This is a genomic window from Rhodococcus quanlei (genome assembly GCF_055231015.1).
On sequence record NZ_JBUYWD010000011.1, the window covers coordinates 250,546 to 271,092 of the forward strand.

Below are 20,547 nucleotides of genomic sequence, written 5' to 3' on the forward strand. Positions count from 1 at the left end.
GCACACCGTAGTCGTGAAAGGAGACGACCGTGAGCGCTGTCGAAGCTGAGTCGATGAACCATCTCCGCACGGGCAGCGGGAAGCCGTTGCTGCTGATCCACGGATTGGGGTCCAGCATCGAAAACTGGAGTCCGGTGATACCTGCTCTCGCCGTCCACCGCGAGGTGATCGCGATCGACCTACCGGGATTCGGAAAAAGCCCACCGATACCCGGCAGAATCGACATCTCGACTCTCACCGACGCCGTCGAAAGCTTCATTGCAGTCCACAACCTCGGCGACGTCGACGTCGTCGGCAGTTCAATGGGAGCGCGCATGGTTCTGGAAATGGTCCGGCGCGGTCACACCGGAACGGCAATCGCTCTCGATCCCGGCGGCTTCTGGAGCAAATTCCAGAAGCGGGTGTTCGCCGTGTCAGTGGGCGCCTCGGTTGGCCTCGTTCGCAACATCCAACCAGCGCTACCCGCGTTGACATCATCGGCGGCGGGACGAACAGCCCTGCTATTGCAGTTTTCTGCCGCGCCGTGGTCCCTGGATCCCGACCTCGTTCTCCACGAACTCCAAGGCTTCAAGGCGGCACGCAGCATCTGGCCGGCTTTCGAGGCGCTCGCACATGGACCGGATCAAGAGGGCATCACGCGGGGCGCCCAACGAGGGAGGGTTGTCATCGGATGGGGTCGGCAAGATCGCGTGACAGTGCCGGGTCAGGCGATGCGCGCACTGCAACGCTTTCCGGAAGCGGAACTGCACTGGTTCGACAAGTGCGGTCACTTCCCACACTGGGACCTGCCCGAACAAACCGCCGAACTCATACTCGACGGCGGTTGAAGAGTGCTACTCCTGGACACTCGTCGAGCACGTAGCCCCGAACCTCTGTGCGCACCGGAATCGGCTCGCGACCGATCTACCTACCTTCCCTGCGCGTAGAACTTGGCTTCGTCGCCCGTGACCGTGCCGAGCGAGATGAGTGAGCGGTCGGCGAAAACGTCGGTGAGGTATCCCATCGCCACAGCCCATCGATTCACACCGCGCGGCAGTGAGAGCAGGTGGTACCCGCGGGTGACAGCTTTCGCCGGCAATCCGGACAGGTGTACCCCCACCGGATTCGCGACGGCGAACCCCGGCCCGAGGTCGACGACGAGACCCAGGTTGGAATGCTTGTACGGTTTCGCGGTTCCGCTGCCGACACTGGCCAGTACGTTGCGGGCCAGGGCTTTTCCTTGTCGAATCGCATGCTGTGCGGTCGGCGGGGTCACCGAGTCGGGTTCGGTCAGATCAGGAACCGCGGCTGCATCGCCGGCGGCGAAGACATCAGGGTGGCCGTCGACCGCGAGATCGGCGCCCACCGTCAACCGGCCCTTCTCGGTGGGCAGTCCCAACGTGGCGATCAATGGGTTCGCCGTGACCCCAGCGGCCCAGACCACCGTACGAGTCGGCACCGTCGTCCCGTCGGTGAGCACGACATGATCGGCGGCCACCGATTCGAGGCTCGTCTCGAGCCGCACCCCGACACCTCGCTGTCGAAGCACGTCGAGCACTTTGCGGCTGAGTTTGTCGCCGACTTCCGGCATCACCTGCTTCGCAACATCGAGGAGTACGAAACGGACCGACGACGGATCGAAGTGACGTTTCTCGGCGACCTCGTCGGCCAGTGCACGCATCTGCGAGACCAGTTCGGTTCCGGCGTATGAAGCCCCGACGATCACGAAAGTACGGTGCTGCTCAGTCAGGTCGGCATCCTCCGTCTGGGAGGAGAGTTCGAGTTCGCGCAGGAGGTGATCGCGCAGATACAGGGCTTCGGTCGTGGACTTGAGACCGAGAGCGTGTTCCCGCAGCCCCGGAATGTCGAACAACCGGGTGACCGAACCAGGCGTGAGCACCAACCGGTCCCACTGCACAGTCGCGCTGTCACCACCTCGACCGACGTACTGGATGCTTTTGCCGGCGAGATCGACCGACTCCACCCGCCCCGCGATCACGCGTATTCCTGGAAGAGTCTGATTCAGCGGCACCGCCACGAACCGTGCATCGAGCAACCCACCGGCCACTTCGGGGAGCAGCGGTGTGTACAGCATGAAGTCATCGGTCGACACCATCGTGACCGCCACGTTCGTGTTCGACTTGGTGGCCTTGCGAGTGATCTGCCTGGCCGCTTCGAACCCAGCGAAACCAGCGCCGACAACCACGACACGCACGGCGTTGTCGGCGAGACCTGTGTTGCCGACGAAATCTGTGCTCATCACTCTCCTCTTCCCGCTCTTCTTTCCGGTGAGCGTTCGACTCGAGTCACATCGCCATCCATCGACGACGTTCCCGCACCCGAGTAACCGCGATCGGCCTTCGGTAAACCGACCGCCTCGGTGGGGGCACAAGGCCCGTGCGCGGCCGACGAGCCCCCACACTCGTCAACCACTCACAGGGGGCGGAGCTCCCTACGCTTCGAGCTTGTACCCCAATCCGCGCACGGTGACGAGGTGTTCCGGCTTGGCCGGGTCCGCCTCGATTTTCGATCGCAGCCGCTTGACGTGCACGTCGAGGGTTTTGGTGTCACCGACGTAGTCGGCCCCCCACACCCGATCGATGAGCTGACCGCGGGTAAGCACCCGGCCCGAATTGCGGAGCAGGTATTCGAGCAGATCGAACTCCTTGAGTGGAAGGGTGACCGCTTCGCCGCCCACCTGCACGACGTGGCGTTCGACATCCATACGCACGTGTCCTGCCTCCAGGACGCCGTCGCCGACCACCCCGTCGAGATCGGTGTCGATGCCCCGCCGCAATACGGCACGGATGCGGGCGATCAGTTCGCGCGCCGAGTACGGCTTGGTGACGTAATCGTCCGCGCCGAGTTCGAGGCCGACAACCTTGTCGATTTCACTGTCACGCGCGGTCACCATGATCACCGGCACCCCCGAGCGGCTGCGCAACTGCTTGCAAACATCCGTTCCGCTCATGCCAGGCAGCATGAGGTCGAGCAAGACGATGTCTGCGCCGACCCGGTCGAACTCGGCCAGTGCGGACGGCCCGTCGCCGACGATGGTCGCTTCGAAGCCTTCCTTGCGCAGCAGAAACGCCAGCGGGTCGGCCAGCGATTCTTCGTCCTCCACGATCAGCACACTTGTCATCGTTTGGCCTCCATGCCAGTTTCTCGCTTCCCGACGGCGCGAACACCGTGAGTATCGATGTCCGGTTTCTCGACGTGTGCGGGGATCCGCAACGTGAACGTCGAACCCGTTCCGGGCTTACTCCACAGATCGATGGACCCGTTGTGGTTTGCCGCGACGTGTTTGACGATCGCGAGTCCGAGGCCGGTGCCTCCGGTGGCTCGTGCGCGCGCCTTGTCGACGCGGAAGAATCGTTCGAACACTCGCTGTTGGTCCGCCTTCGCGATCCCCTCGCCACGATCGGTGACGGCGATCGCCACGTCACCGTCTCGCACGGACCGGCTGATCGTGACCGGCGTGCCTTCCGGCGAGTATGCGATGGCGTTCTGGATCAGGTTGGACAGTGCGGTGACGAGCAGCGTTCGGTCGCCGAGCACGTGGTGCCCACTCGAATGATCGGTGGTGATGGTGATGTTTGCTGCCTCGGCGCTGACCTTGCAGCGTTTCAGCGCCTCGACGACCACATCATCGACATCGACGACGTCGAGGGCGGGCAGCTTCTCCGCACCTTGCAGGCGCGAGAGCGCGATCAACTCGGTCACCATGCGTCCGAGCCGGACGGATTCGCTCTGTAGACGTTCACCGAAATGACGAACCGAGTCGGGGTCGTCCGCGGACTCGAGGAGCGCCTCGGCGAGGAGCCCCATCGCGCCGACGGGAGTCTTGAGCTCGTGGCTTACGTTCGCGACGAAATCGCGACGGGTCGCCTCCATCCGGACCTGCTCGGAATCGTCGTCCGCGAAGAGGACCACGAAGTTGTGATCCTCTTCGCTCAGCAATCGCGCGGTCACGCGGACAGCGATGTTGTCGCGGCCGCGTTGTGGTGTCTTGCTGGTGAGATCCAGCTCTTCGGGGGTGCCTGTATCGAGTACCCGCTGGGCGGCCGCCCAGGCACGCTCCTCGATCTGCCGATTGCGAACCAAACCCAACTGCTCGGCGCGTGGGTTGGCGAGAACCACGTCGTGATGCTGGTCGACGACGGCGATTCCGCTCTCCGACGCGAGGATGATGAGGTCGAGGACTTGCGACATCGTGAGGCCGGTCTGCGCCTTCCGACGCTCCTCGTACCGGGTGGTGATCATCGGCACGAGAACGCCGCCGACCAGATAACCGGCGAAGCCGACGGTGGCAGCGAGAAGGACTGCCTGAACAACACTCACGCTTGAATCGTACGTAGACAAAACCCGTGGCCTACGTAGGGTTCCGCAATTTCCGTGCACGTCACGCGCACACCGCACAGTGTTGGACGTGCGTTCACCTGCTGTTCGCCGAACTCACCCGGGCACTCGGCCCGGGTGAGCCCGAGCAACTTACTTTCCGCCCTGGTTCGCGACCGCGGCGGCGCCTGCGGCCGCTGCTTCGGGGTCGAGGTAGGTACCGCCCGGGTTGACGGGCCGCAGGTTCTCGTCCAGGTCGTAACGCAGCGGGATGCCGGTGGGGATGTTGAGACCGGCGATCTCGTCGTCGGAGACGCCGTCGAGGTGCTTGACGAGGGCACGCAACGAGTTGCCGTGCGCGGCGACCAGCACCGTCTTACCGGCGAGCAGATCCTTGGAGATCGTCTCTTCCCAGTACGGGATGAGGCGCTTCACGACGTCGAGGAGACATTCGGTGAGCGGCACCTCGTCGAGATTCGCGTATCGCGGTTCCGCGTCCTGGCTGTATTCGCTGCCGGCCTCGATCGGGGGCGGCGGGGTGTCGTAGCTGCGACGCCACAGCATGAACTGGTCGTCGCCGTACTGCTCCTTGGTCTGCGCCTTGTTCTTGCCCTGCAGGGCACCGTAGTGACGCTCGTTGAGGCGCCAGTCGCGGATCACCGGGATCCAGTGCCGATCCGCAGCGTCGAGGGCGATGTTTGCGGTGCTGATCGCACGCCGCAGCAGTGAAGTGTAGAGGACGTCGGGCAGCAGGTCGTGTTCGACGAGCAACTCGCCCGCCCGCTTGCCTTCTGCGACGCCCTTGTCCGTGAGGTGCACGTCCACCCAACCGGTGAACAGGTTCAGCGCATTCCATTCGCTCTCGCCGTGACGGAGCAGCACAAGGGTTCCGGTACTCATGCCGTTCATCCTGGCACGAGCACCGGAACCCGTGAGCGATCAGCCCTGCGTCTGCGGCGCGCGCAAGTCCTTGCGGAGGATCTTTCCGGCCGCCGATTTGGGCACGGTGTCGATGAACGCCACCTTACGCACCTTCTTGTGCGGCGAGACCCGTTCGGCGACGAAGTCGATCACCTGCTGCTCGTCGAGTTCGGCATCTTGCCCGCGCACGACGAACGCCTTGGGCACTTCTTCGCCCTCGTCGTCGAGCACACCGATGACGGCGGCGTCGGTGATCTGCGGATGAGTCAGCAGCAGCGCCTCGAGTTCGGCGGGCGGTACCTGGTAACCCTTGTACTTGATGAGTTCCTTGAGCCTGTCCACGATGGTGACCACCCCGTCGGCATCGACCGTGGCGATGTCACCGGTGCGCAGATACCCGTCCGGGTTCAGGGTGTCGGCAGTTGCCTGCTCGTTTCCGAGGTAGCCCGCCATCACGTTCGGGCCCTTGCACCACAATTCGCCCTGTGCGCTGACCCCCTCCGCCGGGTAGCCGATCTCTTCGTCGGTGGCCGGATCGACGAGTTTGCATTCCATGTTCGCGATGGTGTGACCGACCGAGTCGAGTGCGATGTCTTCACGATCGAACGGAATAACATGGCTGACCGGGCTCATCTCGCTCATCCCGTAGCCCTGCAACACCCGGCATCCGATCCGCCTGGCCACCGCATGCCCCAGTTCGGCGTCGAGCGGCGCCGCCCCGGAGAAGATGGTGTGCACGCTCGACAGGTCGTACTCGGCGACCAGCGGGTGCTTGGCCAGCGCGACCGCCACCGGCGGTGCGATGAACACGTACGTGCACTTCTTCTCCGAAACGTTTCCGAGGAACTCCACCAGATCGAACTTCGGCATCGTCACCAGGCTCGAACGGTTGGCCAGCGCGGCGTTGAGGAGCACTGTCATGCCATAGATGTGAAAAAACGGAAGCACCGCGAGCAGGACGTCGTCCGGTGTGATCCCCATGCGTGGATTGATCTGACAGACGTTCGCGACCAGATTCCGGTGGGTGAGCATCACGCCTTTCGGTCGGCCCGTCGTGCCGGAGGAGTACGGCAGCACCGCCAAGTGCGTGGCGGGGTCGATCGTCACGTCCGGGGCGGACGCACCCTGGACCAGCAGATCCTTCAACGAGGGGTGTCCCTCGGCTCCGTCGAGCACCACCACGTTGTCGGCCGCGATCCCGACCTGGGACGCCGCTGCCTCGGCCTGCGCCAGCAACGGGGACACGGTGAAGACGAACTTGGCCTTGGAATCGGTCAGCTGCTTGGCGATGTCGTCTGCGTTGTACAGGGCGTTGATCGTGGTGGCAGTGGCACCGGCACGCAGGATGCCGTGGAAGACGGACGCGAACGCGGGCACGTTCGGCGAGTGGAGGGCAACGACGTCACCGACCGTGATGCCACGCGCGGCCAGCGCACCGGCTACACCGTTGATCTGCGCGATCAGTGTCCGGTAGTCGGTGACTGCGCCCGATGCGCCGTCGACGAGAGCCGGCCGTTCCAGGTCGCCGTCCTCGACCTTCCCGAACAGGAACTCGAAGACACTGACGTTGGGGATTTCGACATCCGGGTACGGACTCTTGAAGCTCACGGGCTTCTCCTCGTGGTGTGGCGGCGGGTCTACAACACTGTGCACGAAACACTGTGTGTGACAACTAGTAACATACACTATGGTGTGATCGTCACCACAGAATATGAAAACCCTGCGCCGCGCCGACCGTACGCGACCCGGCAGTCAGTCTTCGATCATGTGCTCGAACGGCTTCAGATTCGCCAACGATTCACCCCGCGAAACACGCCATTCCCACTCACGTTTGATCGAACTGGCGAAGCCCAATTCGAGGAGTGTGTTGAAATCGCCATCCGCGGCCTCGAGGATCTGCCCGAGGATCCGGTCGAGCTCCTCCCCTGTCACCGACTGCTCCGACATCCGCCCCACCAGATAGATGTCGCCGATCTTGTCGATCGTGTAGGCCACCCCGTACAGACGCCGATTGCGCCGCAGCAGATACTTGTAAACGCCCTCGAAATTCTCGTCCGCCTTCCGGCAGACGAACGCCTCGATGCGCACACCGTGCTTGCCCAAAGTGAGCAGCACCGTGGTCTTCAGCTTGTTCTCACCGGGCAGTTCGACAAGAAAATGAGTCGAATCCTTCCTGGTGAACTCGAGTTCCCGTTCGGTCAGCGCGGCCTCGATCGTGGCTGCCGCGTCACCGGTTGTCTCGCTCATGCCCGCACTCCTGACGTTCGGCGCAGCGTCCACCGTCCGCGTCCACGACGCTGAGCGAATTCTCCACTCGAGGCGCCGCCGTCGTTGTGGCTACTGCTGTTGTAGTCGATCGTGGCCTTGCGATAACTGTCGAGCAGACCGTCCGCCGTGTGCTCCCACGAGAAATCCGCGGCGTGCCGGGGCGCCCGGTCGGCCATCTGCGTCAACCGGCCCGGATCCGCGACCAGCGAACCCAGGGCGGACGCCCAGTCGTCGATCCGGTGACCGTCCACCAACAGCCCCGTCTCGTCGTCGCGGACGGCCACCCCGAGGCCCCCCACGTTCGCCGCCAGCACCGGGGTTCCGCAGGCCTGCGCCTCGATTGCCACCAATCCGAACGACTCCGAGTAGCTCGGCACGGCCACAAGGTCGGACGCCCGATACACGTCCACGAGATGCTCGGGCGCCTGCGGAGGAAGAAAGGTCACCCGAGCCGCGATCCCGAGAGTGGAGGCGAGCTCGATGAGCGAGTCCGGACGGGCCAGCCCCGTCCCCGACGGGCCACCGACGACGAGGATCCGCAACGGCAACCCCGGGTCGCGGGACAGCAGTTGCGCGGCGCCGCGCAACAGGACGTCGGGCGCCTTGAGTGGCTGGATGCGGCCGACGAACGTCACCACCGTCTCGCGCGGGTCCAGACCCAGTTTTGCGCGTGCCGCGGCCCGATCGCCGGGCCGATAGCGGGAGAGATCGGCACCGGGGGCGACGACGTCCACCCGACGTGAATCGGCCCCGTACAGCTGAACGAGATGGTCTGCTTCGTCGGCGGTATTGGCGACGAGTCGGTCCGCTTCCTCGACCACTTGCTGTTCACCGATCTGCCGCGCGGCCGGCTCCGGGGTGTCTCCGTCTGCCAGTGACAGATTCTTCACGGCCGCCAGGGTGTGTGCGGTGTGCACGAGCGGCACCCGCCAACGATCGCGTGCCAGCCACCCGACCTGCCCCGAAAGCCAGTAATGCGAGTGGACGAGGTCGTAGTACCCGGGTGCGTGGCGCGCCTCTTCACGGAGTACGCCGGCCACGAACGCGCACAGTTGCGTGGGCAGGTCCTGCTTGTCGAGACCCTCGAACGGACCCGCGACGACGTTACGAACGAGCACGCCCGGCGCAGCCTGCCGAACCGGCGCGTCCGACGAGGATGTCGCGCGGGTGAAGATCTCGACCTCGACTCCGCGTCGTGCCATTTCGATCGCGCTCTGCAGCACGTAGACGTTCATTCCGCCCGCATCCCCGGTGCCCGGCTGAGCCAGGGGCGAGGTGTGGACCGACAGGACGGCCACCCTTCTGGGTAAGGCGGTGTGCGTGGGTGTCACACCTCCATACTGCCCCCTCCGTTCGAGTCTCCTCTAACCGAGGTTGTCGACGAAGCCGCAGACCTCACGTACGAACCTGTCGGGGTCCTCCACGAACAGTCCGTGGTTCGCGCCGTCCCAGAACGATGTCTGCGCTTTGGGAATCAACTCGGCGGCGTGACGGCCGGCCGCAACGTCGACGACGGTGTCCTCGGTGCCATGCAGCACGAGTGCGGGTATGTCTAGGGATCGCAGGACGTCGTCGTTGCTCGCGACGCGGTCGAACAGCGCGGCGCGCACCCGTGGCGGGGTCGCCAGACTCGCACCGAACAGCGCCTGCGACTGCACGCCCTTGCCCTCCACGAAACTGCCCTCCACGAAACTGCCCTCCACGAAACTGCCGTCCACCGGCCCGGTGAGAGCTGTCCCGAACGCGCCGAGTGCCTTTATTGCGGTCCTTGGATCTTCCGCCATGGCACCGGGAATGGCCGCGCGCATGGCGCTGCCGACCGTGCCGCCCCGTTCACCGCGCCCGATGCTGGTGATGGCACCGACGAGGACGATGCCGTCGACGGCTCCGGTGCCGTACTCGGCGAGGTAGTCCGCGATGACGAGGCCACCGTACGACCAGCCGAGCAGTACCGCGCCACCGGAAATGTTCTCCGCCGCTAGCACGGCGTTCACATCGCCCGCCCAATTCGCCGAATCCGCGTATCCGGTCGCCGGTGCAGCGGAGTGTCCGTGACCACGCAGATCCACGGCGATCACCCGGTAGCGATCTGCGAGGTCTGCGAGTACCTGCTCACCCCAGCATTTCGACGACTGCGCCCAGCCGTGCAGCAGCACCAGCGGACGCGCGTCCTCTCGCCCCTGGGCCGAGTAGACAATGGACGTCCCGTCGACGCCGACGGCTTCGCGAACAGTCATGCCGCCACGATAGAGGCGCGTGCCAAAATTGCGGCATGAGTGTGCTGGTGTGCTTCCACGCCCATCCCGACGACGAAGTGTTCACCACGGGCGGGGTGATGCGTCAGGCTGCCGATTCCGGCCATCGCGTGGTGGTGGTGACGGCCACCGACGGCGCACTCGGCGAGTTTCCCGACGGCCTATTGGCAGAGGGAGAAACGTTGGCGTCCCGTCGCCGACGCGAACTGGAAGCCTCGATCAGCGCCCTCGGTGCGCATCGCGTAGTGCAACTGCACTATGCGGATTCGGGTATGGCGGGTACCGCCGAGAACCAGAACCCGGACGCCTTCTGCAACGCTGACGTCGATGATGCCGCGCGCCGCCTCGCGGAGGTACTGATCGACGAGTCCGCGGACGTCATCACGATCTACGACCCCAACGGCGGCTACGGCCACCCTGATCACGTGCAGGTTCATCAGGTCGGCGTGCGTGGCGCGGAGTTGGCGGGCATCGATCACGTCTACGAGGCAGCGGTGAGCCGCGATCACATCAAACGGCTGATGGCCTCGAATCCCGAATGGTCGGCCGACGCAGCTCCGCCCGAGCTCGACAGCTTCGGGTTGCCCGATTCCGAGATCACCACCGTCGTGGACGTGCGCAGCTCCATCACGGCGAAACGCGAAGCCATGCAGGCCCACGCCACCCAGGTCGGGGATTTCGGGCCGTTTCTCCAGATGCCGGAAGAACAGTTGCAGGCCATGTTCGGTCAGGAATGGTTCCGGCGGCGCGGCGCCCCGGACGGGTTCGCAGAAACATCGCTGCCACTGTGAGCCAGACACATTAGGCAAACCTAAGTTACTCTGGTGGGATGGTCGAACCGGTGTCGTTGGGCGACATACAGGAAACTCTGCTGATTCCGCTGTACGGGCGTGCGCAGGACGCGCGACACCGTCGGACCATTCTCGGTGACCGCAAGGCGATCGAATTGGTCGACGCGATCGACTACGACTTCGGACAGTTCCGCGGACCGGCATTGCCCGGCTCGGTCCTGAGGGCCTCGATCTTCGATGAGTACGTACGCCGATTCCTGCGTCGGCATCCAGACGGCACGGTCGCCGATCTCGGGTGCGGGTTGTCGACGCGTTTCGATCGCCTGGACAACGGCTGCGTCCGTTGGTTCGATCTCGACGTTGCCGACACCATGGCGCTGCGCCGCAAGTTCTTCGCTGACGACGACCGTTACACGATGATCGCCGGTTCCATTTTCGACACCGATTGGTACGAACAGATTCGGGAACGTTCGGGACCGGTCTTCCTGCTGAGCGAGGCGGTGCTGCTGTATTTTCCGGCAGAACGCGTCCATGCGGTATTGCAGCAGTTCGCCGACACGTTCCCAGGCAGCGAGTTCGCGGTGGACACAGGTGGTCCTGCGATGATGAACAACCAGGACCGCAATCCCGTCTTCAAGGCTGTGTCCGCGCGCATGCAATGGACCTGTGAGGATCCCAGCACGCTCGAGCAGTTCGGCCTTCGATTGCGCGAATCGCGGACGTTCGCGACGCCACAACCCACGGTGGCCCGCACGTGGCCGCGAAAGTACCGTTACCTGACGAAGGCATTCGGGTGGGCGCCGCCGGTCACCACCTACAAGCTCAACTTGTTCGAGACTCGGCGCGCCTGATCTGCGGCATCACCGCGACGAGTCCCGCCGCGCCCGACGCGAGCAGCACCAGACCCGCTCCTGCACCGGTGACCGTGCTGGGCGCCACTCCGGTGGTAAACCCCACGATCAGTGCCAGACCGCCAACGAGGACCAACGCCGTGCCGACAAACTTCAACGGGTCGGCCTGAAGTATCGATGCCAGCGGTACGAAGTGCACGCCCACCGCCGCACACACCCAGACCGGCGCCCATTCGCCCATACCGACGGCTCCGAGAACAAGCGAGCCGACCGCAATGAGACCGAATTCCAGCCCGACGATGATCCAATACGTGCGGCGCACCGCCGGGTCGGACATCGGGTCGCTGCCGGCCGGACTCCGAAGGGCCAGCACCATTCCACCTACTGCCACGGTGAGCCCCAGGATTGCACCGATCTGCAACACCCATGTCAGCACTGTGGGTGTCGGTTCGGCCATCCCCCACCCGAACCACGCCGAAGCGAAGAAACCTGCTACCGCACAACCGATTCCAGCGCCTCTCGCAGACGCTGCCGTGGCATCACTCATCCGTTCAGGGTAACGCCACAACCGCGGGCGTTCTGCGTTCCGCACGCCGCACAGTCTCCGACAATGTGGCCGGGGCGCATGGAGTGCGGTTCTCGCCGGCTCGGGCCCGGCGAACTGGGTGACACCCCCTGTGGGGGGGGGTGGAGGACCGGCGGAGGGTTTAAACACCCCCCGGGGGGGGGGTTTTGTGGTTGGGTGGGCGGTTCTCGCCGGCTGGGGCCCGGCTACCTGGGTGACACCCCCTGTGCGTGGTTGACGAGTCCAGACACTCGTTAACCACGCACAGGGGGAGGGTTTTAGGATCGAGGTATGACCAGCTCGCAGGACCGCCCCACTGCCGTCGTCACCGGCGCCAGCTCCGGCATCGGTGAAGCCACTGCCCGCACCCTTGCCGCGCAGGGATATCACGTGATTCTGGGTGCGCGTCGCGTCGACCGCCTACAGAAGATCGCCGAGGACATCGGGGGCACCGCGCTCGAACTCGATGTCACGGACGAGGATTCGGTCGAAGCGTTCACCTCCGTACTGCCGAGGGTGGACCTGCTGGTCAACAACGCCGGCGGCGCCAAGGGACTTGCGACCGTCATGGACGCCGACCTCGACGACTGGCGGTGGATGTGGGAGACCAACGTGCTGGGCACGCTCCGGGTCACCAAAGCGCTGCTTCCCAAGCTGATCGACTCCGGCGACGGCCTCGTCGTCACAGTCACCTCGGTGGCTGCGTTCTCCGCGTACGACAACGGGTCCGGCTACACCTCCGCCAAGCACGCGCAGGCCGTATTGCACCGCACTCTTCGTGGCGAGTTGCTCGGTAAGCCGGTGCGACTCACGGAAATCGCACCGGGCGCCGTGGAAACCGAGTTCTCGCTCGTTCGCTTCGAGGGTGACCAGGAACGTGCCGACGAGGTGTACGAGGGCATCACCCCGCTCGTCGCGGAAGACGTCGCCGAGATCATCGGGTTCGTCGCGTCGCGTCCGCCGCACGTGAATCTCGATCAGATCATCGTGAAACCCCGGGATCAGGCCGAGGCCGGACGCTTCCATAGGCTCCGTCGGTGAGTGGTTTGCGAGTCCACGGACTCGCAAACCACACACACCCCCCCAGCCCCCACCAACACAAACACCGTTGGCCCACGCCCATCGGCCCCGCCTGTGGTTGGTTGGCCCCCCACGGCAGACCAACACCACTCACCGACGCGAAGCGCCTACATCGACTGCCAGGTTGGCCAGTCGATCGCCCAGTCGTAGATGTCGCCGTCCGCAGCGGAGAGTGCGATCGACGTTCCGCTCACCTCGACCGGATCGCCGTACATGGCGATACCGAAGTACTGCTGCGCGTCTTCGAGTGACAGGTTGATGCACCCGTTCGTGACGTTCGACGCACCCTGAACCCCGATCGTCGCCGGATTCGCGTGGATGAACTCGCCGTTGTTGGAAATCCGAACCGCGAACCGTTCGCGCACGTTCTCGTAGTACGGCGGGTTGGACATCAGAATGTCCTCGAACTTCTCCGTCACCACATGAATGCCGCTGCGGGTGACGTTGCGTGCCTCGTTGCCCTCGCCGTAGCTGACCGGGATGTCCATCACCGTTTCGCCACCGCGCACCACCTGCATCCGGTGACTGGGGACATGAGCCTTCACGATCTGACTGCGCCCGATGTGGAAGTTCAGTGTCAGATCCGAGCGGCCGTAAACCCCGTCACCGAGTTCGAGCCCGTAGAGCTTCGCGTCGAGGTGAACACCGGTTCCGGGCGCCCAGTAGTTCCGGGGGCGCCAGTGTGCGCGGGAGCCGTGGTCGTCGGGCAGCCATGCCCACGATCCGGTCGTGGGTGGGTCGGTGGTCACGGTCATCGCTTTCTCGGCCGCCGCCTTGTTCTCGACGTGCCCGTCGAACTTCACGATGATCGGAGCCGCGATACCGACTTCTTGGCCGTCACCGATGTTGAGGTGCGCCGCGCGAATCGCGGCGGGCTCGAGGGTGGTGAATTCGCTCTCGATGACAACCGGCTTGCCATCGGCCCCGACCGCGGTTCCGTGCCAGGTGTAGGTTGCGCCGTAACCGAGCGGTTCCGCTGCGGTGAAGACCGTCCGGTCCGGTGACAGAGTCGCTTCCACGTTGTCGCCCGCCTCGTTCACCAGTGAGATGTCGGTGAACGTGCCTTTCGATGCGGTGGCGGTGATCGGAGCGATCGGGCTCACATCGGTGGCACCGGATTCCGGGTTCGTGGTCACCGACACCACAGGTTCGGCGGGGGGCGTGGGCGCCGAACCGGATCGACCCGAGCAGCCGACCACCAGCACCGCCACGGCAAGCAGTGCAGTGACCATCGCGATCACTCGTGATCGACGATGACGTTCAGTCAGTTCATGCACAGTCAACACGTTACCTGTGCTGACGAACCACTCAGATCGAGCAGTTGACCATGACCGGCTCCGGTTCGAGTCGGACACCGAATGCACCTTCGACGCCGTCCCGCACCGTTCGTGCCAGAGTCAGCAAACCTTCCGCAGTCGCAGACCCGCGGTTGGTGACGGCCAGCGTGTGCTTCGTCGACAAGCGCGCGGGGGCCTCGGGACCCGGATACCCCTTCGAGAATCCGGCGCGCTCGATGAGCCAGCCCGCAGAGAGCTTGCTGCCGTTCTCGGCCGGGTATCGCGGCACCGCCACATCACCGAGCCTCGCTTCGATCGCCGACAGCACCGCCGGCAACGACTCGTCGGAGAGCACCGGGTTGGTGAAGAACGATCCGGCACTCCAGGTGTCGTGATCGACGGGATCGAGCACCATGCCCTTGCCCTTGCGGAGGTCGAGCACGGTGTCCCGGACGTGCGCGGACGGCACCCGAGCGCCCTCGTCCACGCCGAGCGCCGACGCGAGTTCGCGATACCGGATCGGGCTACTGAGCCCGTCGGTATGCAGCGCCAGTTCCGTTGCCAGCACCAACGCATCCGAGGAGTGTTTGAGGACACTGGTGCGGTACCCGAAACCCAGTTCCGGCGGATCGACCCACCGCACCTCACCGGTCACGCGATCGAGCAACTGAACGCGCTCGATCATCGACCCGATCTCGACACCGTAGGCACCGACGTTCTGGACCGGCGTCGCACCGGCCGACCCGGGAATCCCGGACAGACATTCGAGCCCGCCGAGTTCCGTTGCGACGGTCTGCGCAACCACCTCGTCCCATACCGCGCCGGCCTCGACTCGCACCGTACCGGCGTCCAGCGTGACTATGGTGTTGCTCACACGTACCACGACCCCGTCGAACCCCGCATCGCCGATCACCAGATTCGACCCACCGGCAAGGACGAGCGTCGGGATGCGCGCAGCGTCCAGCAGGCGCATGACGTCGATCAGGACCTGCGTCGTGGGACATTCGGCGAAGAGTGTGGCCGGACCACCCAGACGCAGAGTGGTGAAACCCGAAAGGTCGATCTCCGCGGACACGAAAGCGCCCGAATCGACGAGTTGACTACTGATGCTCACATCCCACACAACCGCAAACGGTAACGTGCCCGTCGTGACCCGACGCATCGAGCATTCTGCGACCTACCCGTTTCCCGCCGCACAGGTGCACTCCGCACTCACGTCCGAGCAGTACTGGCGCGACCGAATTGCCGAGGTGGGCGGAGATGGTGCGACTCTCGACGAGGTGACCGTCGGCGACGGAACGGTGGCGGTTCGTATGACGCAGGCCATTGCCGCCGAGCACCTTCCCGGTGTGGTCACGAAAATCCGTCCGGGCGATCTCTTCATCAAGCGCTCCGAGACCTGGGCAGGGCTCAATGCCGACGAAGCGACCGGAACCTTCGCTGCCGAGGTCCAGGACGCTCCCGCGAAGATCAGCGGTACGCAGAAGCTTTCTGCTCACGCCGAGGGCGCCAGAGTCGACGTCGCAGCCGAAGTCGTCGTGAAGATTCCATTGGTCGGCGGCAAGATCGAATCCGCCATCGCCGAGCAGGTAATGGAGCTCATCGAGCGGGAACGGGAGTTCACCCGGAGTTGGCTCGCGCGCTGAAAACACCAGCACGGATTCGCGATGAGGCGCCGAGCCGGTAACCTTGCCGATCATGGCTCGCCGTATCGACTATTCAGCCCGCTACAAGTACACCGCCGAACAGGTGTACGGCGCCTTCAGCAACCGCGATTACTGGGACGCGCGGATCGAGGAGATGCGCAAGTACTCCGAGAACCATGTCGAGTCGTTGGATGTGTCGGAGGCCGGCATCGAAGTCGTCCTGCATCACATCCTGCCGCGCTCCGAACTGCCGGAGATCGCGCAAACCGTGATCAAGAAGGACATGGTCATCACTCGCAAGGAGAGCTACACCGCTTTCGGTGAGCCGACGACGGCCAAGTACGAGGCGTCGATTCCGGCAGGCCCCGGCAGCCTCACCGGAACGATGGAACTGTTCACCACCGATACCGGGTGCACGTTCCGTACGTCGTCGGAGGCGAAGGTGTACCTACCTTTCGTCGGCAGCAAACTCGAGCAGTTGATGCTCGTGAACCTCATCGACCTGTTCCGCGCCGAGGCCGAAATCACGGACACATGGCTCTCCGAACAGTCATGAACCAGTGAGCACGGTCGTTGCGACCCGGACTCCACTGTCTCCACAGCGGTCGCAACTGTCTCCACAGCGGTCGCAACTGTCTCCACAATGGCCGCAACGGTCCCCCACCAAACCCGACGGCATCATCACTCGCGGCACGACCGGAATCAACCGGCTTCGACGATGTGACCGTTGGATGGTGCACGATCGCCTCGTACGCAGAGCCCTGCAACGGGCCGCCGATCCACTGGTGGTCGATCTCGGCTACGGCGCGCGCCCGAACACGACATTCGAAATGGCGTCCAGGTTGCAGGCCGTCCGCAGCGACCGGCGTGTGATCGGACTCGAGATCGATCCGACTCGCGTCGCACCGGGGCGTGACGGCGTCAGCTTCGCGCGTGGCGGGTTCGAAATGGCGGGGCTGCGACCGGTGCTGGTGCGGGCGTTCAACGTGCTACGCCAGTATCCCGAGGAGGCTGTCGCTCCGGCTTGGGCGCGTCTGCAGTCCGGTCTCGCACCGGGCGGGCTGATCGTGGAAGGCACCTGCGACGAATTGGGGCGCCGCTGCACGTGGGTGTTGCTCGACGACCAGCGTCCGCTTTCACTCACCTTGGCGTGGGACCCGTTCGCGTCCGAGCGTCCATCCGACCTCGCGGAGCGCTTACCCAAAGCCCTCATCCACCGCAACGTGCCCGGTGAACCGATTCACGAACTTCTCGCCCATGTGGATCGGGCGTGGGCAGTTGCAGCACCACACGGTTCGTTCGGACCGCGCGTTCGATGGCGAGCCACCCTGGAAATGCTGAAATCGCAGGGCCTGCCGGTTCGGATTCAGCGCAGGCCGTTGCGCGATTGCCTCCTGACGGTGCCGTGGAACGTGGTGGCACCGAACTCCCGCTGATCTCATCTACATGTAGCGAGCGCGCGTTCGATGCGCTGTGCCACCGGCGCCCCACACGTCGAACTCTCTTCGTGAAGTGCATGAGCATCGAGTCGCCCGATCGCGACGCCGTCGGCCACAACCTCGTCGAGCAGCTCCTGCGAGATGCCGCCCGCCGCCAGATCGAGCGCTGTGCGCTGTGGCGTGGTGATACGCAGGGGGCCGATCGTTTCGCAGTCCTGTGACCCCACCGATCGTCGGTGCAACGCCAACTCCCGGGTGGGAGTGGGCGGCGCCATCACGGTCGAGAAGTGAATGAACCGCGGGTACAGATGCCCGAGTCCGTGCAGTTCTGCCGCACTCTGGTGGGATACCGCCGCTGCGGTTCCGAACCATGTGCACCATTTGGCGAATGCCTCGAAATCGGTGTGCGGAGCATCCGCCGCCCGAAACAGGTCGCGCTCGACCTTGATCCAGGACCCGCGGACGACCTGAGTACCCAACATCTCGGTGGAGTACCCGACCTGCAGTGCCTGCGCTGCCGTGAAGAAGCCGGCTTGTGCGGCAGCCAGCTCATGCAAAGACTGTTCCGCACCAGAATCGCCGCTGTCGGCGCGTGCGCCCGTCCAACCCGTCATGTCCCCACATTACGACGCAATTGTGTCATGCATCACATTTTGTGCAGATACTTACCTGCCCATCCCCCATTCACAGATTTTGTTCATAGTTCTCAGGAACAATTCGTGGAATGTCTGCCCGAACGAAAACATCACCCGGACGCAATCGAGTTCTCCTGATCGTGATGATCGTCGTAGCCGCTCTCGTGGTGGCGCTGATCGCCGCCGAGTTGTTCGTACGCCATCAGGTGAAGTCGTGCATGGCCCAACAGTTCGAGACGCAGCTCGGATCCCAGGTCGATGTCGGGTTGGCGTGGAAGCCGGTTCTTCTCCAGTCCCTCGACAACGAGGTCCCGTACATCACCATCGACAGTGACGACTCGTCGTTCGGGCCTGCCCGGCAAATGGAAGTCCACGCCCGCGTCGACGACATCCGACTCGAGCGAACCGCCGAGAGCAGTGGCACCATCGGAAGCTCACAGGCCGACGTTCACTGGACGACGGAAGGCATACTCGCCACGTTGCAGGAGCAAGCGTTCGGCGGCCTGATCAGCGGCGTGGAAGCAGATTCGAACGCCGGCACCCTGACGTTCTCCGTCGGCCCGGCCGGACTCGCCGAGATGACTGTCAAGCCGACCGCGGCAGGCGGAACCGTCAATGTCGAAACCGTAGGGGCCGAGATTCTCGGCTTCGGACTCCCCACGGACTTGGTCGACGGGATCGTCCGGACTCTGACCGACAGCCTGCAGACGTACCCGCTGGGGATGGCGCCGACCTCCGTCACCGTCACAGACGAGGCCATCGACATCGCACTCGAGGGTGGTTCCTACACCATGCCCGCCCAGGACCCCAGTCAGCAGCAGGAGCTGGAGGGAAGCTGCGGCGTGCTCGTCTGAGCTGACGTCGACTCCGTCGCACTCGACCGGCGGTTCCTAGGAGCTCACGAGTTGGTGTGCGCGCTGGAACGACACTTCGAGTAGTTGACCGATGTCGCGCACCGACATGCCCTGCTCTTTGAGTTCGCGGGCCGCCTTGCGGGATTCTTCGGCTGCTTCATGGTTAGCGGCAGCGGCCTGCTCACGCAGTTCCGCGGACCGCCGCAGATGCGACTGCACCCCTTCGGGCATCTCGAGGTGTACGTCCAGCTCGATCGACTGGACCGAAACATCGGTCATGAGATGAACGAGATCGACGGCCATCTCGCGGATCTCTTTCAGGGACCGCGCCTGAGTCCACTGATCGATCTCAGGGATATGGACGAGCCAGAACCGGCCGTCTCGGCTTGCATTGGCTGTGTAGCGCATCACTTCCACCCGTCCTTCCCCAGCTTCTCCGCGGCCTGCCTGTAGATGACATCGGTCGACGCCCTGACGCTTTGCCTCTCCGGCGATGACTCTGATCAGAGTTCGCCGCTTCGTCGAAAACCCAGTCTATCCCGCACTAGACATCACCGTCTAGTGCGGGATAGACGTATAGTTTGCGGCACCGAGGTTCGAGAATTCCGTGTCTCGAGAACGTGGGCCAGACCCGACGATCTCCCGCAGCGAGGATCAACCCAAGATCGAGAACACCGCTCACTCGAGCTTCCGAGTGCGAATGTCGTCCTCGAGCGCAAGACTGAGCCGGTTCATGGTGCAACCGAATCCGATGCCCGTTGTCGTGTCCGCAAACCCGGTCGACCGCCTGCGCCCGGGGTTCCGAAGGCACGGCCGTCCGGCGAACCGAATGCCGGCCGGGGCGAGGATCGGCGCAAACCGAGGTGGTAACGGGTGTCGATACCGAGGACGGCGTCGTGTGCGGGACCGGGTGCGTCACCCGAAAGTTGGGCCAGAACTTTCGAGGAAATCTGCACGCATGAACCCTCTCCCCGCTCCTGCTATTGCAACCCTTCGAGCACGGCCCTGCTGCCGGAAAGCCCGAGCCTGGTCGCTCCGGCCGCAATCATGTCGAGTGCCGAGTTCGTCGTCCGGATGCCACCGCTTGCCTTGACTCCGATCCGTCCCCCGACGGTCTCGGACAGCAGCTTCACAGCGTCGACCGTCGCGCCGCCCGCAGGATGGAACCCGGTTGACGTCTTCACGAACTGGGCACCGCCTTGCTCCGCGGCCCGACATGCTCCGACGATCGATTCCTCCGACAGCGCGGCGGTCTCGAGGATCACCTTCAGGACCGTGGCGTCCCCGATCGCTTCACGCACGGTGATGACGTCCGCGAGAACCGCGTTGAAATCGCCCGCCACCGCGGCACCGACATCGATGACCATGTCGATCTCCTGCGCACCCTGCTGCACGGCGAGGCGCGCTTCGCTGGCCTTCACCAGCGAATGATGCTTACCCGACGGGAAGCCGACCACCGCCGCAGTCACCAGCCCCTCGGCGGTGACGGGCAGCATCGACGGCGACACGCACACCGCCAGCACACCGAGTGATCGAGCTTCTTCCACCAAAACAGCGACGTCGGTCGGGGTGGCTTCGGGCTTGAGCAGGGTGTGATCGACCATGGCAGCTACCTGGGCACGGGTGAGCGCGGTGTCAGACATGGTGG

Annotated in this window: 23 protein-coding genes; 8 read left to right on the forward strand and 15 right to left on the reverse strand. The window is 64.4% G+C overall.

What is annotated here, in order from left to right:
* Positions 1-29 precede the first annotated feature (29 nt).
* A complete protein-coding gene (locus ACZI8Q_RS10125) occupies positions 30-827 on the forward strand; it encodes an alpha/beta fold hydrolase (RefSeq protein ID WP_463373379.1) in 798 nt (265 codons plus the stop codon).
* A gap of 80 nt (positions 828-907) precedes the next feature.
* Here ACZI8Q_RS10125 and ACZI8Q_RS10130 read toward each other — a convergent pair whose 3' ends face one another.
* The 8 genes from ACZI8Q_RS10130 to ACZI8Q_RS10165 form a co-directional block, all read right to left on the reverse strand.
* Complete coding sequence (locus ACZI8Q_RS10130; protein WP_463373380.1) at positions 908-2,239, reverse strand: NAD(P)/FAD-dependent oxidoreductase; 1,332 nt, start codon at positions 2,237-2,239, stop codon at positions 908-910.
* 192 nt (positions 2,240-2,431) lie between these two features.
* Complete coding sequence (locus tag ACZI8Q_RS10135; RefSeq protein WP_463373381.1) at positions 2,432-3,121, reverse strand: winged helix-turn-helix domain-containing protein; 690 nt, start codon at positions 3,119-3,121, stop codon at positions 2,432-2,434.
* On the reverse strand, positions 3,118-4,320 hold the full coding sequence (locus ACZI8Q_RS10140) for a sensor histidine kinase (protein WP_463373382.1): 1,203 nt from the start codon (positions 4,318-4,320) through the stop codon (positions 3,118-3,120). The genes ACZI8Q_RS10135 and ACZI8Q_RS10140 overlap by 4 nt, the downstream gene beginning before the upstream one ends.
* A gap of 150 nt (positions 4,321-4,470) precedes the next feature.
* Positions 4,471-5,226 (reverse strand): phosphoglyceromutase, encoded by a 756-nt coding sequence (locus ACZI8Q_RS10145; protein ID WP_463373383.1) that lies wholly within the window; start codon positions 5,224-5,226, stop codon positions 4,471-4,473.
* 30 nt (positions 5,227-5,256) lie between these two features.
* The gene (locus ACZI8Q_RS10150; RefSeq protein ID WP_463373384.1) at positions 5,257-6,846 is read right to left on the reverse strand and encodes an AMP-binding protein; all 1,590 of its coding nucleotides are present in this window, start codon (positions 6,844-6,846) and stop codon (positions 5,257-5,259) included.
* A gap of 144 nt (positions 6,847-6,990) precedes the next feature.
* Positions 6,991-7,485, reverse strand: coding sequence for a type III secretion system chaperone family protein (locus tag ACZI8Q_RS10155; protein WP_463373385.1), 495 nt, complete (start codon positions 7,483-7,485; stop codon positions 6,991-6,993).
* Complete coding sequence (gene mshA, locus ACZI8Q_RS10160; RefSeq protein ID WP_463373386.1) at positions 7,482-8,837, reverse strand: D-inositol-3-phosphate glycosyltransferase; 1,356 nt, start codon at positions 8,835-8,837, stop codon at positions 7,482-7,484. The genes ACZI8Q_RS10155 and mshA overlap by 4 nt, the downstream gene beginning before the upstream one ends.
* 33 nt (positions 8,838-8,870) lie before the next feature.
* Positions 8,871-9,743: an alpha/beta fold hydrolase gene (locus ACZI8Q_RS10165; RefSeq protein ID WP_463373387.1), complete on the reverse strand. Its 873-nt coding sequence runs from the start codon at positions 9,741-9,743 to the stop codon at positions 8,871-8,873.
* Positions 9,744-9,778: 35 nt separating this feature from the next.
* Here ACZI8Q_RS10165 and ACZI8Q_RS10170 point away from each other — a divergent pair, with 35 nt between their 5' ends.
* Complete coding sequence (locus ACZI8Q_RS10170; protein WP_463373388.1) at positions 9,779-10,552, forward strand: PIG-L family deacetylase; 774 nt, start codon at positions 9,779-9,781, stop codon at positions 10,550-10,552.
* Positions 10,553-10,590: 38 nt separating this feature from the next.
* On the forward strand, positions 10,591-11,403 hold the full coding sequence (locus tag ACZI8Q_RS10175; protein ID WP_463373389.1) for a class I SAM-dependent methyltransferase: 813 nt from the start codon (positions 10,591-10,593) through the stop codon (positions 11,401-11,403).
* Here ACZI8Q_RS10175 and ACZI8Q_RS10180 read toward each other — a convergent pair.
* Positions 11,375-11,950 carry a hypothetical protein gene (locus ACZI8Q_RS10180; RefSeq protein ID WP_463373390.1) on the reverse strand — a complete coding sequence of 192 codons (576 nt, stop codon included), beginning with the start codon at positions 11,948-11,950 and terminating at the stop codon, positions 11,375-11,377. The genes ACZI8Q_RS10175 and ACZI8Q_RS10180 overlap by 29 nt on opposite strands.
* Before the next feature lie 309 nt (positions 11,951-12,259).
* Between ACZI8Q_RS10180 and ACZI8Q_RS10185 the strand changes: the two genes are divergently transcribed.
* Positions 12,260-13,009 (forward strand): SDR family NAD(P)-dependent oxidoreductase, encoded by a 750-nt coding sequence (locus tag ACZI8Q_RS10185; RefSeq protein ID WP_463373391.1) that lies wholly within the window; start codon positions 12,260-12,262, stop codon positions 13,007-13,009.
* Between the two features lie 146 nt (positions 13,010-13,155).
* On the opposite strand, the gene ACZI8Q_RS10190 is transcribed toward ACZI8Q_RS10185, so the two are convergent.
* Both ACZI8Q_RS10190 and ACZI8Q_RS10195 read right to left on the reverse strand, forming a co-directional pair.
* Positions 13,156-14,325: a L,D-transpeptidase gene (locus tag ACZI8Q_RS10190; RefSeq protein WP_463373392.1), complete on the reverse strand. Its 1,170-nt coding sequence runs from the start codon at positions 14,323-14,325 to the stop codon at positions 13,156-13,158.
* 31 nt (positions 14,326-14,356) lie between these two features.
* Positions 14,357-15,448: a UDP-N-acetylmuramate dehydrogenase gene (locus ACZI8Q_RS10195; RefSeq protein ID WP_463373393.1), complete on the reverse strand. Its 1,092-nt coding sequence runs from the start codon at positions 15,446-15,448 to the stop codon at positions 14,357-14,359.
* Positions 15,449-15,473: 25 nt separating this feature from the next.
* On the opposite strand from ACZI8Q_RS10195, the gene ACZI8Q_RS10200 reads away from it, so the two are divergent.
* The 3 genes from ACZI8Q_RS10200 to ACZI8Q_RS10210 all read left to right on the forward strand — a co-directional run bounded on the left by ACZI8Q_RS10200 (position 15,474) and on the right by ACZI8Q_RS10210 (position 17,407).
* On the forward strand, positions 15,474-15,971 hold the full coding sequence (locus ACZI8Q_RS10200; protein ID WP_463373394.1) for a DUF2505 domain-containing protein: 498 nt from the start codon (positions 15,474-15,476) through the stop codon (positions 15,969-15,971).
* A gap of 52 nt (positions 15,972-16,023) precedes the next feature.
* Positions 16,024-16,527, forward strand: a complete 504-nt coding sequence (locus tag ACZI8Q_RS10205) for a DUF2505 domain-containing protein (protein ID WP_463373395.1) — start codon at positions 16,024-16,026, stop codon at positions 16,525-16,527.
* Between the two features lie 76 nt (positions 16,528-16,603).
* Positions 16,604-17,407, forward strand: coding sequence for a class I SAM-dependent methyltransferase (locus ACZI8Q_RS10210; RefSeq protein WP_463373508.1), 804 nt, complete (start codon positions 16,604-16,606; stop codon positions 17,405-17,407).
* A gap of 2 nt (positions 17,408-17,409) precedes the next feature.
* On the opposite strand, the gene ACZI8Q_RS10215 is transcribed toward ACZI8Q_RS10210, so the two are convergent.
* Positions 17,410-18,024 (reverse strand): type IV toxin-antitoxin system AbiEi family antitoxin domain-containing protein, encoded by a 615-nt coding sequence (locus ACZI8Q_RS10215; RefSeq protein ID WP_463373396.1) that lies wholly within the window; start codon positions 18,022-18,024, stop codon positions 17,410-17,412.
* Between the two features lie 110 nt (positions 18,025-18,134).
* Between ACZI8Q_RS10215 and ACZI8Q_RS10220 the strand changes: the two genes are divergently transcribed.
* On the forward strand, positions 18,135-18,899 hold the full coding sequence (locus ACZI8Q_RS10220; RefSeq protein WP_463373397.1) for an LmeA family phospholipid-binding protein: 765 nt from the start codon (positions 18,135-18,137) through the stop codon (positions 18,897-18,899).
* A gap of 36 nt (positions 18,900-18,935) precedes the next feature.
* On the opposite strand, the gene ACZI8Q_RS10225 is transcribed toward ACZI8Q_RS10220, so the two are convergent.
* The 3 genes from ACZI8Q_RS10225 to deoC all read right to left on the reverse strand — a co-directional run bounded on the left by ACZI8Q_RS10225 (position 18,936) and on the right by deoC (position 20,542).
* Positions 18,936-19,310 (reverse strand): type II toxin-antitoxin system HicB family antitoxin, encoded by a 375-nt coding sequence (locus ACZI8Q_RS10225; protein ID WP_463373398.1) that lies wholly within the window; start codon positions 19,308-19,310, stop codon positions 18,936-18,938.
* A gap of 320 nt (positions 19,311-19,630) precedes the next feature.
* Positions 19,631-19,855 carry a hypothetical protein gene (locus tag ACZI8Q_RS10230; RefSeq protein WP_463373399.1) on the reverse strand — a complete coding sequence of 75 codons (225 nt, stop codon included), beginning with the start codon at positions 19,853-19,855 and terminating at the stop codon, positions 19,631-19,633.
* 24 nt (positions 19,856-19,879) lie between these two features.
* Positions 19,880-20,542, reverse strand: coding sequence for a deoxyribose-phosphate aldolase (gene deoC / locus ACZI8Q_RS10235; protein ID WP_463373400.1), 663 nt, complete (start codon positions 20,540-20,542; stop codon positions 19,880-19,882).
* Between the last annotated feature and the right edge of the window lie 5 nt (positions 20,543-20,547).

Excerpts from the sequence above, each read along its gene's own strand:
- ACZI8Q_RS10185 (WP_463373391.1), top strand. The coding sequence starts at position 12,260 with ATGACCAGCTCGCAGGACCGCCCCACTGCCGTCGTCACCGGCGCCAGC.
- ACZI8Q_RS10145 (WP_463373383.1), bottom strand. The coding sequence starts at position 5,226 with ATGAACGGCATGAGTACCGGAACCCTTGTGCTGCTCCGTCACGGCGAG.
- ACZI8Q_RS10175 (WP_463373389.1), top strand. The coding sequence starts at position 10,591 with ATGGTCGAACCGGTGTCGTTGGGCGACATACAGGAAACTCTGCTGATT.
- ACZI8Q_RS10220 (WP_463373397.1), top strand. The coding sequence starts at position 18,135 with ATGTCTGCCCGAACGAAAACATCACCCGGACGCAATCGAGTTCTCCTG.
- ACZI8Q_RS10135 (WP_463373381.1), bottom strand. The coding sequence starts at position 3,121 with ATGACAAGTGTGCTGATCGTGGAGGACGAAGAATCGCTGGCCGACCCG.
- ACZI8Q_RS10205 (WP_463373395.1), top strand. The coding sequence starts at position 16,024 with ATGGCTCGCCGTATCGACTATTCAGCCCGCTACAAGTACACCGCCGAA.
- ACZI8Q_RS10165 (WP_463373387.1), bottom strand. The coding sequence starts at position 9,743 with ATGACTGTTCGCGAAGCCGTCGGCGTCGACGGGACGTCCATTGTCTAC.
- ACZI8Q_RS10170 (WP_463373388.1), top strand. The coding sequence starts at position 9,779 with ATGAGTGTGCTGGTGTGCTTCCACGCCCATCCCGACGACGAAGTGTTC.
- ACZI8Q_RS10215 (WP_463373396.1), bottom strand. The coding sequence starts at position 18,024 with ATGACGGGTTGGACGGGCGCACGCGCCGACAGCGGCGATTCTGGTGCG.
- ACZI8Q_RS10155 (WP_463373385.1), bottom strand. The coding sequence starts at position 7,485 with ATGAGCGAGACAACCGGTGACGCGGCAGCCACGATCGAGGCCGCGCTG.
- ACZI8Q_RS10130 (WP_463373380.1), bottom strand. The coding sequence starts at position 2,239 with ATGAGCACAGATTTCGTCGGCAACACAGGTCTCGCCGACAACGCCGTG.
- ACZI8Q_RS10180 (WP_463373390.1), bottom strand. The coding sequence starts at position 11,950 with ATGAGTGATGCCACGGCAGCGTCTGCGAGAGGCGCTGGAATCGGTTGT.
- deoC (WP_463373400.1), bottom strand. The coding sequence starts at position 20,542 with ATGTCTGACACCGCGCTCACCCGTGCCCAGGTAGCTGCCATGGTCGAT.